Annotated in this window: 14 protein-coding genes; 1 reads left to right on the top strand and 13 read right to left on the bottom strand. The window is 53.2% G+C overall.

Translation table 11 applies throughout. The annotated features are described in order from the left end of the window. Nucleotides 1-8: 8 nt before the first annotated feature. The 13 genes from porU to ACFPMF_RS19005 form a co-directional block, all read right to left on the bottom strand. On the bottom strand, nt 9-3,383 hold the full coding sequence (gene porU, locus ACFPMF_RS19065; protein ID WP_379848326.1) for a type IX secretion system sortase PorU: 3,375 nt from the start codon (nt 3,381-3,383) through the stop codon (nt 9-11). A gap of 22 nt (nt 3,384-3,405) precedes the next feature. Next, the gene (locus tag ACFPMF_RS19060; RefSeq protein WP_379848324.1) at nt 3,406-4,008 is read right to left on the bottom strand and encodes a SprT-like domain-containing protein; all 603 of its coding nucleotides are present in this window, start codon (nt 4,006-4,008) and stop codon (nt 3,406-3,408) included. A 71-nt stretch (nt 4,009-4,079) separates the two neighbouring features. Continuing rightward, nucleotides 4,080-4,268, bottom strand: coding sequence for a hypothetical protein (locus tag ACFPMF_RS19055; RefSeq protein ID WP_379848322.1), 189 nt, complete (start codon nt 4,266-4,268; stop codon nt 4,080-4,082). Between the two features lie 125 nt (nt 4,269-4,393). Beyond that, entirely contained in the window at nt 4,394-4,888 is a 495-nt protein-coding gene (locus tag ACFPMF_RS19050) for a GtrA family protein (protein ID WP_379848320.1), read from the bottom strand. Between the two features lie 108 nt (nt 4,889-4,996). Further along, a complete protein-coding gene (locus ACFPMF_RS19045) occupies nt 4,997-6,388 on the bottom strand; it encodes an NADH-quinone oxidoreductase subunit N (protein WP_379848318.1) in 1,392 nt (463 codons plus the stop codon). Nucleotides 6,389-6,465: 77 nt separating this feature from the next. Next, a complete protein-coding gene (locus ACFPMF_RS19040) occupies nt 6,466-7,920 on the bottom strand; it encodes a complex I subunit 4 family protein (protein WP_379848316.1) in 1,455 nt (484 codons plus the stop codon). Nucleotides 7,921-7,964: 44 nt separating this feature from the next. Beyond that, a complete protein-coding gene (gene nuoL / locus ACFPMF_RS19035) occupies nt 7,965-9,878 on the bottom strand; it encodes an NADH-quinone oxidoreductase subunit L (RefSeq protein WP_379848314.1) in 1,914 nt (637 codons plus the stop codon). Nucleotides 9,879-9,971: 93 nt separating this feature from the next. Beyond that, the gene (gene nuoK, locus ACFPMF_RS19030; protein ID WP_379848312.1) at nt 9,972-10,319 is read right to left on the bottom strand and encodes an NADH-quinone oxidoreductase subunit NuoK; all 348 of its coding nucleotides are present in this window, start codon (nt 10,317-10,319) and stop codon (nt 9,972-9,974) included. A 146-nt stretch (nt 10,320-10,465) separates the two neighbouring features. Next, the gene (locus ACFPMF_RS19025; protein WP_379848310.1) at nt 10,466-11,275 is read right to left on the bottom strand and encodes an exonuclease domain-containing protein; all 810 of its coding nucleotides are present in this window, start codon (nt 11,273-11,275) and stop codon (nt 10,466-10,468) included. 105 nt (nt 11,276-11,380) lie between these two features. Next, on the bottom strand, nt 11,381-12,883 hold the full coding sequence (glpK, locus tag ACFPMF_RS19020) for a glycerol kinase GlpK (RefSeq protein ID WP_379848308.1): 1,503 nt from the start codon (nt 12,881-12,883) through the stop codon (nt 11,381-11,383). A 68-nt stretch (nt 12,884-12,951) separates the two neighbouring features. Beyond that, nucleotides 12,952-13,458, bottom strand: coding sequence for a hypothetical protein (locus tag ACFPMF_RS19015; RefSeq protein ID WP_379848306.1), 507 nt, complete (start codon nt 13,456-13,458; stop codon nt 12,952-12,954). A 57-nt stretch (nt 13,459-13,515) separates the two neighbouring features. Then, nucleotides 13,516-14,355, bottom strand: coding sequence for a rod shape-determining protein MreC (mreC, locus tag ACFPMF_RS19010; protein ID WP_379848304.1), 840 nt, complete (start codon nt 14,353-14,355; stop codon nt 13,516-13,518). Between the two features lie 98 nt (nt 14,356-14,453). Beyond that, the gene (locus ACFPMF_RS19005) at nt 14,454-15,479 is read right to left on the bottom strand and encodes a rod shape-determining protein (protein ID WP_379848302.1); all 1,026 of its coding nucleotides are present in this window, start codon (nt 15,477-15,479) and stop codon (nt 14,454-14,456) included. A 237-nt stretch (nt 15,480-15,716) separates the two neighbouring features. On the opposite strand from ACFPMF_RS19005, the gene ACFPMF_RS19000 reads away from it, so the two are divergent. Further along, nucleotides 15,717-17,219: a GH3 auxin-responsive promoter family protein gene (locus ACFPMF_RS19000; RefSeq protein WP_379848300.1), complete on the top strand. Its 1,503-nt coding sequence runs from the start codon at nt 15,717-15,719 to the stop codon at nt 17,217-17,219. The last annotated feature ends 20 nt before the right edge of the window (nt 17,220-17,239 follow it).

Here is a 17,239-nt window from a genome sequence, read left to right as displayed (position 1 = left end):
TTATATAACTATCTAACATAGAGTAACTTGCCCGACTGCATTACCACAGATCCGTCCGATTTTGACCGCAGTATAAGCCGGTATATATACATTCCGTGCGAGACGGCCGCTCCGCTGGCCATGGTTCCGTTCCAGCTCAGGCCGGTCAGCAGCGTTTCGCAACGGAGACACGGATAAACTCGTTCGTTCAAAATTCGGCCGCTCAAATCAGCTATCATTAGTGTGGCTTCCAACTCGTCGCCCGGGCGATTGTGCTGAACCCGGAAGTTGGCTTGTTCCTGAAATGGGTTGGGTGTTATCTCAACCGACTGAATAACCAGGGCCGGTTGCTCGGAAACTACAAAATTCAACGTCGTTTCCGCCGGATTATTGTAAACATCCCACGCTTTTAGCTTTACGGTATACGCCCCCGGTTTCAAATTCTCCCACATAAACTGCACCGTTCCGCTACGGTAGGTATTGAGATCCGGCGTGAAATACTCGTTCACGACCACCGCCGGATCGCTGTTTAACTGGACGGTTAGTTCGTGTCCAATACCATTCCGGGCAATATTGATGCCATTTTCGTCTTTTAATTTGGCAATCAGGGTCGTAACGGGTCCCAAAACCGTTCCACCGTTCACAAACGTGGTATCATTGATGAACAGCCGAATCGTCGGGGGGGTGGTATCCGCGACCGGATTCGGCACGCTAGTACCGATTAATAAATTGTTATAACTTCCGGCGGCTTCCACCAGACTATCCGCCCGAACGGCATAAAGATAGATTTTTCCCGCCCCAATCCGATAGTCCAGATCCTTGGGCATCACAAACTGGCACACAAATTTCCCGTTCTGCACCTGGGCTTTTCCGGTATACAACGGATTCCGGTATTCCGTATAACGCATCGGCGGGCTGTACTCCGTTCCGTTGGTTGCCAAGGTGTCCGCCTTATCGAAGATTGTTATTTTTACTTGTCCATTAAATGGATGCAGCAACAATCCCTGCTGCTGAATTTCACCTTCCAGCCGGACGGTTTCCAGCGCCCGGAGCGTATCCGGTTTGTCGCCGGCGGTTTTTCCATTGATACGGGTCAACATCGCTTTGGCCGACGGGAACGCCAGCTGCATCGACGGATCGCCCAGCAAGGTAAAGTTGCGGTTCAGGCTGCCACTCAGGCTATTGTTTTTCGTCAGCCGGATCAGATCGCCCAGCCGGGGCGCCGATTCGGCGGTCTGTTCGGCCAGCGCCTGGTAAAACGCGTTATTCAGCAAATAGTTGGTACTGGCATAAACCGGGCGCGCCGTGGTCAGCAACGCAATACCGCCCCCTTTCGGATTGAGGAGCGCAATTTCGGCCCCGGACGTCAGCCCCGGATCATCGTAGCGCCCAAACTGGCAGGTCGCCGTGACAAAAACCGGCAACCGCTGGTTGGTCCAGCCCAGAATATCCTGCAAGGTGACAATCTGCTCTTCCGCCCAGCCCGACTCGCCACCGTGACCGGTATAATTGACAATCAGACGTCCGTCGTTCAACGCCTTCGTAATAGCCTGATTAACAACCGGCGCTTTCTGACCGCTGGCGCTCGGCTCCTGCACAAAACTGTCCAGGTAGAGTTTTTCGGCCCGAAACGGTGGGCGTAATCCCGAAATAAGCTGGGCCAGTTTATCGGCATCGGTCTGGTGAATGTTCGGAAAATCCCGGTCGCCATCGTCGGCGACAAACGCTATTTTGGTCTGCCAGTCGCCGGGCAGGGTGCCCGTTGTCGAATACCGGATCAGTTTATCGACCATCGTGCGGGCTTCGGCCACCGACTTCACCGGCAAGCGGCCGACGCCGATATCCAGCGTATGATCGCCCGAAAAATCCTCCACCCATTCGCCCTCAGCGGTTTCCAGAAAACCAAAATAATCGTCGGAACTGTAACTCAATACCGGATGCAGCGATTCCCGGCTTTCGTAGGTGGGCAGCGTGGCGGCCAGTTGGGCGGGTGTCAGCAACTTGCCATAGTTTTTATAATCGAAGGTCGCATCACCCAGCAGCAGCAGGTATTTCAGTTTCCCGGGTGTCTGGGTATTCAAAAACCGGGACAGGTCCCGTATAGCCGTCGGATCGGGCTGTCCGGAGGCAAATTCATTATACACTTCCTGCGAACTGGCGACCAAAACCGCTAGTCCATCGGTTTTCCGGCGAAACTCCGCCAGCCGCTCGGCTTCGGATCGCCAGGGCGCGGAGGTCACAATCAGTAAGTCGGGCGTGGCACTCGCGTGTAGATTCTGATTCCCAATGGCGGTAACGGTTTCGGGCGTCAGGGCCTGTTCCGGCGAAAAAACGACGTATTCACGCAGACGGTTTCCTTCGGCTGCCACGCTTCCTTCCTGCCGGTCATTAACCGTGACCGCCATCTGTACGGGCGTCGGGCGGTTGGTTACGTCCCACACCTGCATCGAAGCGGTGGCCTGCTGAATAACGTACCGAACCGTCGCGTACCGGGCAGCGTCCAGCGAACGGAACAGCAAGGGTTCGCCGTACTGCCGGAGCGTCCGGCGGGTTTGAAGCGCCAGCGCCTGCAGGTAACCCTGTCCGGTTTTATCGTACGTCAGCGACAGCCGAACGGGGCTTTCAACGGAAGCCGGTTTTACGGTAAACGTCTGGCTGTTCAGTCGGCCCTTCCGGTCGTAGGTGTAGTCCGTTACGCTTTCAATCGGTTGCGTTCCGATGGTTTGTGTTCCCCACTTCAACTGAAACTGGGTGTTCACCAGCGCCCGGCCGACCACCTCGGACGTCACAAAGGCCGTCGAACCGGCCACCACCCCCGGCAGATTGAACGAAATCACTTTTTCCGTACCGGCACCGAGGTATTCCAGCCACTCCCGGCCCGACCGAATCGGATTGATCATTTCGCCGGCCGGTTTGTAATAGGCGTAATCGTCAAATTCGGTGATGACCGTGCCCGACGCCGGAACCGGCGGCTGGGGAGCAATGCGCTTGCCGGTTTTTTGCCCAATGGTCAGAAAATAATAGGTGGTATCGGTATACGGATTAATCCGGTTGGTCAATCGGCGGGTGGTCGAATCGTACGAAACCGGGTGCGGACTTTCGGCGAAGAAATAAACCGCATCGCCCGCATCGAAGCGGCCATCGGTTTCGCCGGTTACCCAAATCGCATTCTCGGTCAGGTCACGTGGGCGGTTTTTCTGGTTGGCCTGTGGCAGTGGAGCGCCCCCGTTGCCAAACAGCCGGATTGTCCGGGGATCGAGGGTGGCCGCATTGAGGCCCGCCTTAGTGAAAAAAGCCGCATCCAGCTTGTAAATACCGGTTTTTGTCAGTCCGATTTTCACCCACCTGCCTTCCGCCAACACCGACGGTTGCGCCCGTACGGTCAGGCCCCATCCGATTAGCATCAGGCAGATGACCCATCCGAATTTATTCCTCTTTTTCCACCCAAACATGCGCCCAGATCGACACTTTCAAGCCTGTAGTTTTCTCTGTACAAACGACGCGGGTCCGTCGTTTCATGCCCCGGATGTATTCTTTCTGCAAAAACCGGAACGTTTCGCCTTCCGGCATTTCAATCAGTAGCCGTTTCCCGGCCGGTTGTTCGTCCAGCTGGCGTAATGCACGGGTCAGGGCCGGGTGTGCGCCCGTCGATGCCGCCGGATTTTTCAGGTAATCTTTCAGCGGAGCCAATACCGACGCGGGAAAAACCGCTTCGTACAAGACGGGCTGCATGACGGTCCGGAAGGCTTTTTTCCAGGCCGGGCCATGTGGTCGCCCAAACCAGCGACTTTGCTGGTACACCAGCAGGTGAGCCACTTCGTGCAGATAAGTAATCAGAAAGGCGCACGGATTCAGGTCGTTGTTGACAGTAATGGTAAAGCCTTTGCCCGGTTCGGCCCGAAAATCCCCCAGTTTGGTATGCCGGGGGCGCGAAATCAGAAACGTAAAAGAATGGGTTTTCCACAAATCATAGCAATACGCAACAGCCGGTTCCGGCAGGTGTTTTTCAAACATTTGACGTACATCCATTCTCTGAGTCAGCAAACAAAAAAAGCCCTATCATAAAGATAGGGCTTTTTCGTCAGTTTCAGCGTATCTGATTACTTCGTGGTATCAGCAGCTGCGCTGTCGGCCGGAGCAGCGGTAGTGCTGTCGGTAACCGTTGCGCTATCCGCTGACATTACCGAAGTACTGTCAGTCGTGGTAGTTTCTTCTGTTTTCGGTTTGCTTTGGCAGGCAGCGAACGTCAGCATGCTGCCGACAAACAAAAGAGCGAATACTTTTTTCATTTTGTTCCGGGGCGTTTAAGGTTTGAGTGACAAATTTAACACAAAAACAAATAATACAATACTATCCTACCTTTCAACTAAGAAATTATAGGGCAGACTTCTAAATTTCACATTCGGGATGGGATTTATTCGGTACTTCGGTTCGGCCGGGGCCAGAATCGTTCATACATGCCGGTGCTGCGGAAGGTCAGCAGTTTGTGACCGAAATAATTCGCCAGAAAACTAAAACCCATACCCACCACGTGGGAGGTTTTTTCGCGCCAGAACAACGACGCGGTGGGGAAATGCGGATTGGCAACCCATTGGAGCGTCGCCACCGCCACGCCCACTTGTACGCCCCAGGCCACCAGCGCAATGGCCAGAAACTTTACCATTTCGCGGCCGGTATTGCCGGTTGCTTTGGCCGAAAAGGCATAGTTTTTTGTTGGCATGAAACTCACCACGGTTGCGGTGAGGTAACCCAGTAAGACGCTGGTATCGAAATTGAAGAATTTTCGGTAAATAATTTGTGAAATAAAGTTCACCGTAGCCCCCAAAAGTGCCGTTAAAAAGAATGTAAAGAAGCTTTTTACCTCCTTTTCGCTTTTTACTTCTTTCGTTTTCGGTTCGCTGCTATTCACACTGATCACCTGACGCAGGGAGTTTGGTTATCTGAAAAATCAAAGGTAAATAACTGCGTCTTTTATCCCCTTATTCACCAGTGGTTTATGAGCCTACGGCCTAAAGGACTACATCAAGCCCTGAAACAAACCGGGTACCAGGCCCAGAACAATCGTTAAAACCGTGGCCGCAATCAGCACAAACCGGTAAAACGGTGCCACCTGAATCCGGGTTGCCGAGCCTTCCCGGAAATACATGGCAATCACCACCCGGAAGTAATAGTAAATCCCTACCGCTGACATCAAAACTGCCAGAATCAGAATCCAGACCATGCCTTTATCGACAGCCGCCGAGAAAACCATGAATTTGCCCCAAAAACCGGCTGTCAGCGGAATACCGGCCAGTGATAACATTGAGACGGCCAGAATGAAGGCAAGTAACGGATTCTGACGCGATAATCCGTTAAAGGCCGTGTAGCTATCGTCCGGGCGGCCATCCACGGAGCGCTGTTTGGCCACCACCAGCAGAATACCGAAGGCCGCAATGGTGGCCACGGAATAAGCCAGCGAATAGAAAACCAGCGCCTGTTTCGACTGCTGGCCCAGCGCGGCCAGACCAATGAGCAGATAGCCCGCGTGCGAGATGCTGGAGTAGGCCATCATGCGTTTAAAACTGTTCTGGTAAGCCGCTGTCAGGTTACCAATCAAGAGCGTCAGCACCGTAATGACCGCCAGGATGATCCACCAGAAACCGATGATCGCGCTAAACGAAACCGACAGCAACTGGAGCAGGGCCGCAAAACCGGCGGTTTTCACCACCGTCGACATGAACGCCGTAAACAGCGTGGGTGCCCCTTCGTATACATCGGGCGTCCAGAAATGAAAAGGAGCCGCCGAAACCTTGAACAACATACCCACCAGCACCAGCAAGACCCCCATATAAAGCAACAGGGAAGGACGCCCCTGCGCCAGACTAATATATCCCTGAATATCGGTTAGCGTAAAAGAACCGGTTGCTCCGTAGAGCAGGGCCATTCCAAAAAGCATAATGCCGGTGGCAAACGACCCCATCAGCAGGTACTTCAGGGCGGCTTCGTTGGAACGCAGATTCCGCTTGTCACTGCCCGTCAGGATGTACATGGAAACCGACAGAATTTCGACCCCGACAAACAACATGATCAGGTTTTCGTACGCAATCATCATGATCGCGCCGACAATCGAGAAGAGCAGAATACCGTAGTATTCAGCCGGTTGTGCATCTTCATCATCCAGAAAATCACCCGAGAGTGCCACAACCATGAAGGCCGAAATCAGGACGATGCCCGTGAAAAGAATGGCGGTATTACTCATCAGCAACATATCGCCAAAATAGAGGTACGATTTGTTCCACTCCGTAAAACCGGCTCCCAGCGCAATGAGGATAGACAGCAAGGTTGCCGGTAATAGAACCGCCCGGGATTTCAGAAAGCCCAGATACAGGAGGACGATTCCAAAGACAGACAGGAGGATAATCGAAAGCATATAGTTTCTCGTTTGAGGAATCAGGTTTAAGGGGTACCGTTTCGTCTCTTTTCGGTTCTCTTAAACCTCAAACTGGTTTATTTTATAAACTGCAACAGATTTGTAACGGCCGGTTCGGTCAGTTTTAGAAACGAATTAGGCACCAGACCAATCCAGAAAACCATCACGCAAAGCGGAATGAACACCCAGCTTTCGCTGCCCGAAACGTCGTTGAAACCGGTCGTAAAATCGCTGGTTTTTCCAAACATGGTCTTCTGAAACATCCGAAGCATATAAACCGCCCCAAAAATGATGGTCAGCCCAGCCACGGCGCCCAGAATGTTGTGGTGCTCGAACACACCCGCCAGCAGCAGAAATTCCCCGACAAACCCGTTGGTCAGCGGCAGGGCCACACTCCCCAGCAGCAAAATCATGAAATAAACCGTCAATTTCGGCGTGTAGCGCGTAATACCGCCCAATTGGTCGAGCAGCCGCGTGTTGGTGCGGGCCAGAATAATGTCCGCGACGAAGAACAGACCGACGACGTTGATCCCGTGGGCCAGCATTTGCACCAGCGCACCCTGAATCCCGTACGACGTTTGCGAGAAAACCCCCGCGGCCATCAATCCCACGTGCGAGAAGGACGAGTAGGCGATGAGCCGCTTGATGTCCCGCTGCCGGATGGCAATGATGGCTCCGTAGACAATTCCGATGACCGACAGCACGATCGCCGTGGTGCCCCACTGATCAACGCCCTGCGGAACAACGGGCAGCAACAGGCGAATAACGCCGTAAACCCCCATTTTCAGCATGATGCCGGCCAGCAGCATGGTGGCCGGGGTGGGCGATTCCACGTAGGTGTCAGGTTGCCAGGTATGGAAAGGGAAAACCGGCATTTTGATGGCAAAAGCCACGAAAAAAGCCCAGAAAATCCAGGTCTGTTCGGTTGAACTAAGGTTCAGGTTATAGAGATCGACAATGGCCGCCGAATGCAGGCCCGTTGCGGGGGACGTTTTGAAATACAGATACACCAGCGCCACCAGCATGAACAAACTGCCGAAGATGGTGTACAGGAAAAACTTGAACGTCACCGCAATCCGGTTATCGCCCCCCCACGAAGCCGCCAGGAAGTAAATGGGAATCAGGGCTGCTTCGAAAAACAGGTAGAACAAAAACGCGTCCCGTGCGGTGAAAACGCCCATCAAAGCCGCCTGCATGAACAGAATCAGGGAATAAAAAACCGCCGGACGGTCGTAGGTCCGCTGGAAGGTCGACAGAATGATCAGGGGCGTCAGCAAACCGGTCAGCACCACCAGCAGCAGGCTAACGCCGTCGATCCCGGCACTGAAACGAATACCGCCCCCTGCCAGCCACGGATAATCAAAACTGAACTGCGAGGTCGCGTCGGGAACAAAGTTAAAGAAGGCAAAGCCCGACAGACCCAGTTCGACCAGCGCCCCGATAAAAGCAATTTGTTTCGCCTGTTTTCCTCCAATAGCCAGCACCAGCAAAGCCGCCAGAATCGGGAAGAGCAGAATAGAAAGTGTAAGCATCTACAAACTTAGAATAAGTGATTGATGATCAATCCGCCCATTAACTAAAACCGGATAAAAAACCGCAACCACAAAATTGCGGCAATACTGACAACCATCGCGAAGACGTAGAACCCGATGGAACCTGTCTGCAATTTGCGTAACTGTCCCGACGTTTCCTTCACGCCCCAGGCCGTTACATTCACAATGCCGTCGATGATGAATTCACCGAAACTGTAGAACGCATCCGACAGACCCCGGATCGGTTTCACAATAATCGCATCGTACAGTTCGTCGATATAGTACTTGTTGTACAGCACTTTCGCAACCACCGGCCGTTCGACGGTATCCGCTTCGGGCAAACTCACGCGCTGGATGTAAAGGACGTAAGCGACCACCAGCGACAGAATCGCAACTCCCGATGAAATACCCATCAGCATGTATTCTTCGCTATGGGTCAGCAGGGTTTCGCCAAACGCAGCCGGGTTTACTTTCCGGGATAAATCAAAAATCGGGCTTAGGAACTCCGCCAGATGGGCATTGCCGCCCAGCGCTTCCGGAACGTTGAAAAAACCGCCAATGACCGACAAAACCGCCAGCACCAGCAACGGAATCGTCATGGTCGCGGGCGATTCGTGCAGGTGTTCGCGGGTGTGTTCGCTCCCCCGGAACCGTCCGAAGAAGGTCAGGAACAGCAGGCGGAACATGTAGAACGACGTCATGGCCGAGCCAATGACCCCCAGCACCCAGAGCAGTTTGTTATGCTCGTAGACGTGCATCAGAATCTCATCTTTCGAGAAGAAACCGGCAAAGGGCGGAATCCCGGAAATGGCAATGGTGGCAATCAGGAATGTCCAGTACGTAACTGGCAGGTACTTGCGCAAACCGCCCATTTTCCGGATATCCTGCTCGTCGGCCATGGCGTGAATCACGCTCCCGGCCCCGAGGAACAGCAGGGCTTTGAAGAACGCGTGCGTCATGACGTGGAACATCCCGGAGGTATACCCCATCACGCTCAAGCCCAGGAACATATACCCCAGCTGGCTCACTGTTGAATAGGCCAGCACTTTCTTGATGTCGTTCTGGACCAGACCAATCGAAGCCGCCAGCAGGGCCGTGGCGATGGCAATACCGCCCATAATTTCCAGCGTAACCGGAGAAAGCGTGTACAGGACATTCGAGCGAACGACCATGTAAATGCCGGCGGTCACCATCGTGGCCGCGTGGATCAGGGCCGAAACCGGTGTTGGCCCGGCCATGGCGTCGGGCAGCCAGGTATACAGCGGAATCTGGGCGGATTTTCCCATCGCGCCCACAAACAGCAGCAGCGTAATGGCCACTACCGTAGGATCACCGATCGGAAAACCGGCGGCCTGTTCGAACACATCATGGTATTCGACAGAACCGAACGCGCCCATGATCATGAAAATCCCGAGCAGAAAACCGAGGTCTCCGATGCGGTTCATGACGAAGGCTTTCCGGGCCGCGTTGTTGTAATTCGTATTCTTATTCCAGAAACCGATCAGCAGGTACGAACACAGTCCCACGCCTTCCCAGCCGATGAACATGACGACGTAGTTGGAGCCCATCACCAGCAGGAGCATGAAAAACAAAAACAGGTTCAGGAAAGCCATGAACTTTCCGTACCCGTCGTCGTGCTTCATGTAGCCGATGGAATAAATATGGATCAGCGAGCCGACGCCGGTCACGATCAGCAGCATAATCAGCGAAAGCTGATCGATCTGGAACGCAAAGGGAATGTTGAAAGGCCCGACGGTAATCCAGTCGAACAAAACCGTCCGAACGGGCCCCGTAAAATTATTGAATAAGAGCAGGACGCAGGCAAAAGCGGCTAAAGGGCCTGCGGTGGCCAGCATTCCGACCAGACCGGTGGGTACCTTCCGAAACCCAATTCCGTTGATAATGAATCCGATTAAAGGCAACAGCGGAATCAGGAGTATCAGTAAATCCGTCTGCATGTTTGAGCTATAGCGTTGTTATGAATTATGAGTTATGAATTATGAGTTATGAATGGGCTGACGCATGTAATTCATAATTCATCATCGTGGTAGTTACCACTTCAGTTTATTGAGCAATCCGACGTCAATCGAACGGGTATTGCGGTAAATCATCACAATGATCGCCAGCCCGACGGCGACTTCGGCAGCGGCAACGGCCATGATGAAAAAGACAAAAACCTGGCCTGCCGGGTCGGACCGGTAGGACGAGAAAGCAATCAACATCAAATTGACGGAATTGAGCATCAACTCAATGGACATGAAAATGATGATGGCGTTGCGCCGGGTCAGAACGCCGATGATACCGATAACGAAGAGCGCCGTGCTGATGATGAGGTAATATTTCAAGTCGATCAGTTGGATGACTTCGGGAACTTGAAGCGGCACTTGGGTTGGCTGCATACGGTTCTGGGATTCGATGAGTACTGAATTACGGCTTTCGGCAGGAATGCCGGAAAAGACCCGACAAAGTTAAGTATTATTCCCGCTTACTCAAATGGTTTCCTAATTTGGCATCCATCCAGGTTCCGGGCAACGGTCTTTGGACTTCACCGCTTGTTGAACATCCGCAGTTTGATCTCCGTCAGCTTCCGTTTGGTGTCGAGCGGAAAGTCGCTTTTCAGAATCCAGTCGTAAAACGACGGCTCTTTTTGCAGTACATCGACCACCAGGGTGCCTTTGTGTTTCCCAAAATTGACCACTTCCTTGCCGTCTTTGTTGTACACCATATGCCCCCGCAAATCGACGTTATTGTTCAGCATGAGTTTGTTAAGCGTCTCAATATCGTTTCCGATGATGACTTCGTTGCCTTTTTCATCGGCCGCGATAGCCCCATCGTACCGCACCACCATCGACTCCAGTACTTCGAAGGTCGCCAGCGTATCGGCTTCGGCGCTATGGGCGTTAACCAGTTCTTTGCCGCAGTAGAATTTATAGGCGGCTTTCAGCGTTCGGGGTTCCATGACGTGAAAAATCCGCTGCACGTCGATGAGTCGGCGGTTTTTAAGATCAAAATCGACATTGGCCCGCAGAAATTCCTCGACCAGCAGGGGAATATCGAAGCGGTTGCAGTTGTACCCGCCCAAGTCGCACCCGTCCAGAAACTGGGCCAAGGTGCGGGCTACGGTTTTAAACGTAGGTTCGTTCTGAATGTCTTCGTCGTAAATACCGTGAATCAGACTCGTTTCGATCGGAATCGGAATCGTCGGGTTAATGCGCTGGGTTTTAACAATCACTTCGCCGTTGGGCAGTGCTTTGGCAATACTGATTTCCACGATCCGGTCCTTCATGGGTTCGATGCCCGTGGTTTCCAGATCGAAGAAAGCTATCGGTTTTTTCAGAATAAGCGTATGCGTCATAGCCGGTTTACGTACATCGTACGGGAATACGGCGACAAAAGTACGCAGGAGTAGGGGTTATGCCTTCCTGTGCAGACCGAATTAATTCAGCGCCAACCGCCCGGCTTACTGATTTTCCCAGCCAAAAGACCGTTCGACGGCTTTTTGCCAGCCGTGATACAGCCGCTGCTGATCGGTTTCCGGCATCACCGGCTCGAAGGTTCGGTCGATGCCCCAGTTCTGCCGGAGGTCGTCAAAATTACTCCAGTAGCCAACGGCCAGCCCGGCGGCATAAGCGGCTCCCAACGCCGTGGTTTCGGTCATTTTGGGCCGGATGACCGGCACGCCCAGCATGTCGGCCTGAAACTGCATCAGCAACTCGTTGATGGTCATCCCGCCATCGACCCGCAACGAACTCAGTTGAATAGCCGCGTCTTTTTCCATGGCCTTTACGACATCGAGCGTCTGGTAGGCCGTTGCTTCCAGAACCGCCCGCGCCAGGTGGCCTTTGTTGACAAACCGCGTCAAACCGGCAATAACGCCCCGCGCATCGGCTTTCCAGTACGGCGCGTATAAACCCGAAAACGCCGGAACGAAGTAGGCCCCGCCATTATCGGCGACCGTCCGGGCGAGCGAATCGATCTCGGCGCTGGTGGAAATAATGCCCAGGTTATCGCGCAACCACTGCACCAGCGCTCCAGCAATGGCGACACTGCCTTCCAGGGCGTACTGAACGGGCTGGTTACCAAACCGGTAGGCCACCGTCGTGAGCAAACCGCAGGTCGAATGGCGGAGTTCGGCGCCGGTATTCATCAGTAAAAAGCAGCCGGTACCGTACGTATTTTTGGCTTGCCCAGGTTCAAAACAGGTCTGGCCGACGAGGGCCGCCTGCTGATCGCCCAGAATACCGGCAATGGCAACGCCCGGCAATACTTCCGAACTAACGGTGCCGTACACTTCACTGCTCGAACGGATTTGCGGCAGCATGGCCCGCGGAATATCAAAAGCCTGCAGCAGGTCGTCGTCCCAGTCGAGGGTTGCCAGGTTCATCAACTGCGTCCGGCTGGCGTTGGTCACATCGGTAATGTGCTGCCCGTTGTAGGTGCCGCCCGTCAGGTGCCAGATCAGAAACGTGTCCATGTTGCCAAACAAGGCCAGTCCACGCTCGGCATCCTCGCGTACGCCCGGCACGTTATCCAAGATCCACTTGATTTTCAGACTGCTGAAATAGGTAGCGAGTGGCAAACCGGTTTGGGCCCGGAAACGATCCTGACCGCCGGCTTCGGCAAACTGGGCCACCAGATCGCCGGTGCGGGTGTCCTGCCAGACGAGGGCATTATAATACGGTTTGCCGGTTTTGCGGTTCCAGACCACAGTCGTTTCGCGCTGGTTGGTGATGCCGACCGCAGCAATGTCGCTGGCCTGGATCTGCGCCTTGATGCGCGCCAGGGCAATAACTTCCTGCGTATTGCGCCAGATTTCTTCCGGATCATGTTCCACCCAGCCGGGTTGCGGATAAATCTGGGAATGCTCTTTCTGACCAACGGAAACACTATTTCCCTGACGGTCGAAAATGATGCAACGCGAACTGGTTGTACCTTGATCAATAGCGGCAATGTAGGAGGGCATAGGGAACTTACCTTTTAAAATTCCCTGCAAAGGTCAAAATTTTCTGTATAAAAGGCAGAGACTCCCCGTTAATTCCGCGAAAAATACTGGACCAGCATGATCGTCACGGAGGTAAACAGCGTACTGGCGAGGATTTTGACCATCGCCGGCAAAAACAGCATAATGTTGTTGGCTTCGATCAGGAAGAGGGCAAAGTGATGAATGAACGTCAGAATCAGGACGTAATAAAAGAAGTTCCGCGAACCCATTTCGTGAATGGAGAAAACAAGCCGGTTTTCGAACCCGCGCTGGGCCGCCTGCAATCGCACCACCACCGGCCGGATGTAGGCCATCAAAACCGTTGCGGCTGCGTGCATTCCGAGGGTATTGTAGAAGGTATCCACCACAATACCGACCCCAAAAGCCGTCAGTAAAGTAGCCGACAGGCCCATTTCAACCGGTAATAGCAAAATGCAGGCTACGTAAATGAAGCAAAACGCAACGTCGAACAACACCAGATTCCGCACGATCAGAATCTGCAACGCCAAGTACAGGAAAAACAGGAAGGTGATGTTCAGTATTTCACGTAACGTCATGGGCTGGACTGGGGCTTTTCGGGCGGTTTTGGTGATTGACTCGGTTTCCGGCCCGGCTTATTTTCGTTCCGGTTCGGTGGCTTTTTCCAGCTTATCCTGTTCGCCCTGCAATTTATTCTCGACCACGTAAACGAAAGACAGGCTACTGAAATCGGTGCCAACGGATAGCGTTATGTCGTGAAACGTCTGATCCGGCATTTCGCGCACACCGATTACCCGGCCCACCAGAATCCCCGACGGAAAGATGGAATTAAATTCCGAGGTAACGACCGAGTCGCCCCGGTACATTTTCGTATTCCGCGAAATGTACAGCATCTTCATCCGGTTCGGGTTGATGCCATCCCATTTGACAGGACCGATATCATTTGCTTTCAGCAGCCGGGACGAAACCATAAAATCCGAGTGCAGAATGGACGTTACGATGGACATGTTTTCGGAACACTGCTTTACCTTCCCGACCACACCCGTTGGCGAAATCACCCCCATCCCGGGCTTGATACCGTCGGCGGTGCCTTTATCGAGCGTGATGTAATTGTTGGGATGCTGCGTCGTATTGTTAATCACCCGCGCAACCGTATACTGAAACCGGGTCGCAAAAATGGAGTCGGTTTTATAACTGGTTGGTGCCTGCGGTTTTAGCTGCTGGAGCTGCGTCAGCAGCGTGTGCAGCTGGCGGTTTTCTTCGGCCAGATCGGTGTTGACCTGCCGCAGCTGCGCGTATTCTTTCGCTTTGTTCGACCAATCCAGAATTTTGGCCGCGTAATAATTCGACGTATTGAAAAACCGGACGCTCCAGTAGTTGTTGGTATTGATAATAAAATAAAAGCTCAGCACCTCCAGCAGAACAAACAAAATGAAGTTCCGGCTTTTGATGATGAACTGAAATAACTCAAGCATACAGGAGTTAAAAGTTAAAAGTTAAAAATTAAAAGTAAGCTGCCGCATTCGCTCTTAATTTTTAACTTTTAACCGCACGGGCGGCCCCGTTTTAATTTTTAACTGATCAGAACGGATTTGTACATGTCGAGATTTTTGATCACCTCGCCGGTGCCTTTGACGACGGCTTTCAGCGGATCGTCGGCGACGTGGATCGGGAGCTTGGTTTTGGCACCAATCCGCTTGTCCAGACCGTGCAGCAACGCCCCGCCACCCGTCAGGTGAATACCGTTCGTATAAATATCGGCCGAAAGCTCCGGCGGTGAAATTTCGAGCGCCTTCATTACGGCTTCTTCAATCTTGGAAATCGATTTGTCGAGCGCGTAGGCGATTTCGCTGTACGTCACCTTGATTTCTTTCGGAATCCCGGTCATCAAATCCCGGCCCCGGATTTCGTAGTCGGCCGGCGGATTATCGAGTTCCGGCAGGGCCGAACCGACTTCCATCTTGATTTGTTCCGCCGAACGCTCCCCGATCAGCAGGTTGTGTTCCCGGCGCATGTAATCGACAATGTCGCGGGTAAACACGTCCCCGGCAATCCGGATCGACTGCTCACAGACGATGCCCGACAGGGCAATGACAGCAATTTCGGTGGTTCCTCCCCCGATATCGACAATCATCGTGCCATTGGGTTGCGTAATGTCGATTCCGATCCCGATGGCAGCCGCAATCGGTTCGTGCACCATGTATACTTCTTTGGCCCCGGCGTGTTCGGCCGAGTCCTTGACGGCCCGTTTTTCCACCTCCGTAATCCCCGATGGAATACAGATCACCATCCGGTGCGAAGGCGAAAACAGGCGGCTACCCGTATCTATCATCTTGATCAACCCGCGAATCATCAGTTCGGCAGCCGTAAAGTCGGCAATTACACCGTCTTTCAGCGGGCGGATTGTCTTGATATTTTCGTTCGTTTTTTCGTGCATTTGCATCGCCTTGTGACCGATCGCCAGGACTTTTCCGTTGATTTTGTCCATGGCGATGATCGAGGGCTCATCCACCACAATCCGATCCTTGTGAATAATCAGCGTATTGGCGGTACCGAGGTCAATCGCAATATCGCTGGAGAGAAAGTTAAATAGTGCCATTCGTTATTTTCGTGCAAGCACGGTAGCATCTGTTTTTTGAGGTGCAAAAATATAGATAATTTGAGATAACTTCCGCCACGTAAGTGCGTTTTTGTTACTTTTTATAGATGCAACTTCGTTAATAAATGACTTGAAGGCCACCGGGTCGCTCATCGGAATCAGCCGGTTTTCCGGAAGTGAGCGACCTGTCGCCCCGTACAGGCTACATTCGCATAAAACTTGTTAACTTTGCAGGCTATGGGAATCCGATCAGTTTTGAGCAAGCCGCTCGCGCAGTTTGTCGTTCAGCGGCAACAGGAATGGATGCACCGGCCCGGCGAAACCCAGCAACGGTGGTTCCGGGCGCTGCTCGACAGGGCAAAAGATACGGCTTTTGGCCGTGATCACCGGTTCAAAGACATTCATTCGTACCCTGAATTCCGACAGGCGGTTCCCGTCCGCGACTACGAAGAGTTAAAACCGTATATCGAGCGAATCCGGGAAGGTGAGCAGAATGTGCTCTGGCCCGGAAAACCGGTTTATTTCGCCAAAACCTCCGGGACTACGTCGGGGACGAAATACATTCCAATCACGCAGGAATCGATTCCCAACCACATCAATTCGGCCCGCGATGCGCTGCTGAACTACATTCACGAAACCGGCAAGGCGGGTTTTCTGGACAAGAAGCTGATTTTTCTGTCGGGTAGCCCGGAGCTGGTGGTCAAGAACGGCATTAACATCGGGCGGCTTTCGGGCATTTCGAATCACCACGTTCCGGCCTACCTCCGCACCAACCAGTTGCCGTCGTATGAGACAAACGTCATCGAGGACTGGGAAACCAAGCTCGATAAAATCATCGACGAAACGCTGACGCAGCCGATGTCGCTGATCTCGGGCATTCCGCCCTGGGTGCAGATGTATTTCGACCGGATTCAGGCCCGCACCGGCCGGAAAATCAAGGACGTTTTCCCGGATTTTTCGCTGTTCGTCTACGGCGGGGTCAACTTTGAACCGTACCGGGCCAAATTATACGAATCCATCGGCAAGAAAATCGACAGCATCGAAACCTACCCGGCTTCGGAGGGCTTCATTGCCTACCAGGATACGCAGACGGAAGAAGGCCTGCTGATGATGCTCAACAGCGGTATTTTCTTCGAATTCATTCCGGCCGACGATTATTTCTCCAAAAACCCCCGCCGACTGACCATCGAGCAGGTCGAGCTGGGCAAAAATTACGCGGTGGTTGTCAACAACAACGCCGGTTTGTGGAGTTATTCGCTGGGCGACACCGTCAAATTTGTCTCGAATGACCCGTACCGGCTCGTCGTCACGGGACGGGTCAAGCATTTTATCTCGGCTTTTGGCGAACACGTGATTGGCGAGGAAGTTGAAAAGGCGCTGCACTACGCGATGGACCTGCATCCGGAAACCGAAGTCGTCGAGTTCACCGTCGCGCCCATGGTAGCACCGGCCGAAGGCCTGCCCTACCACGAGTGGTTCATTGAATTCGCGACGCCCCCCCACGACCCGGATGCCTTCGCCCGCGACATCGATCAGCGTCTGACGAAATTAAACGTCTATTATGACGACCTGATTTCGGGGAGTATTTTGCGCCCCCTGAAGCTGACGGTTTTGCCCCGCGACACCTTCCGCAACTACATGAAAGCGCAGGGCAAGCTGGGCGGCCAGAACAAAGTGCCGCGCCTGGCGAATGATCGGGTGATTGGCGAAGGATTATTGCAAACCATGCAAACGGTGTAAGCGGTGTTCAAACTATATTC

The sequence above is a fragment of the Larkinella bovis genome, assembly GCF_042655385.1.
In the GTDB taxonomy this organism is placed as follows: domain Bacteria; phylum Bacteroidota; class Bacteroidia; order Cytophagales; family Spirosomataceae; genus Larkinella; species Larkinella bovis.
The sequence above is the reverse complement of the archived record's forward strand: the minus strand, read 5'-3'. Positions and strand labels throughout refer to the sequence as shown.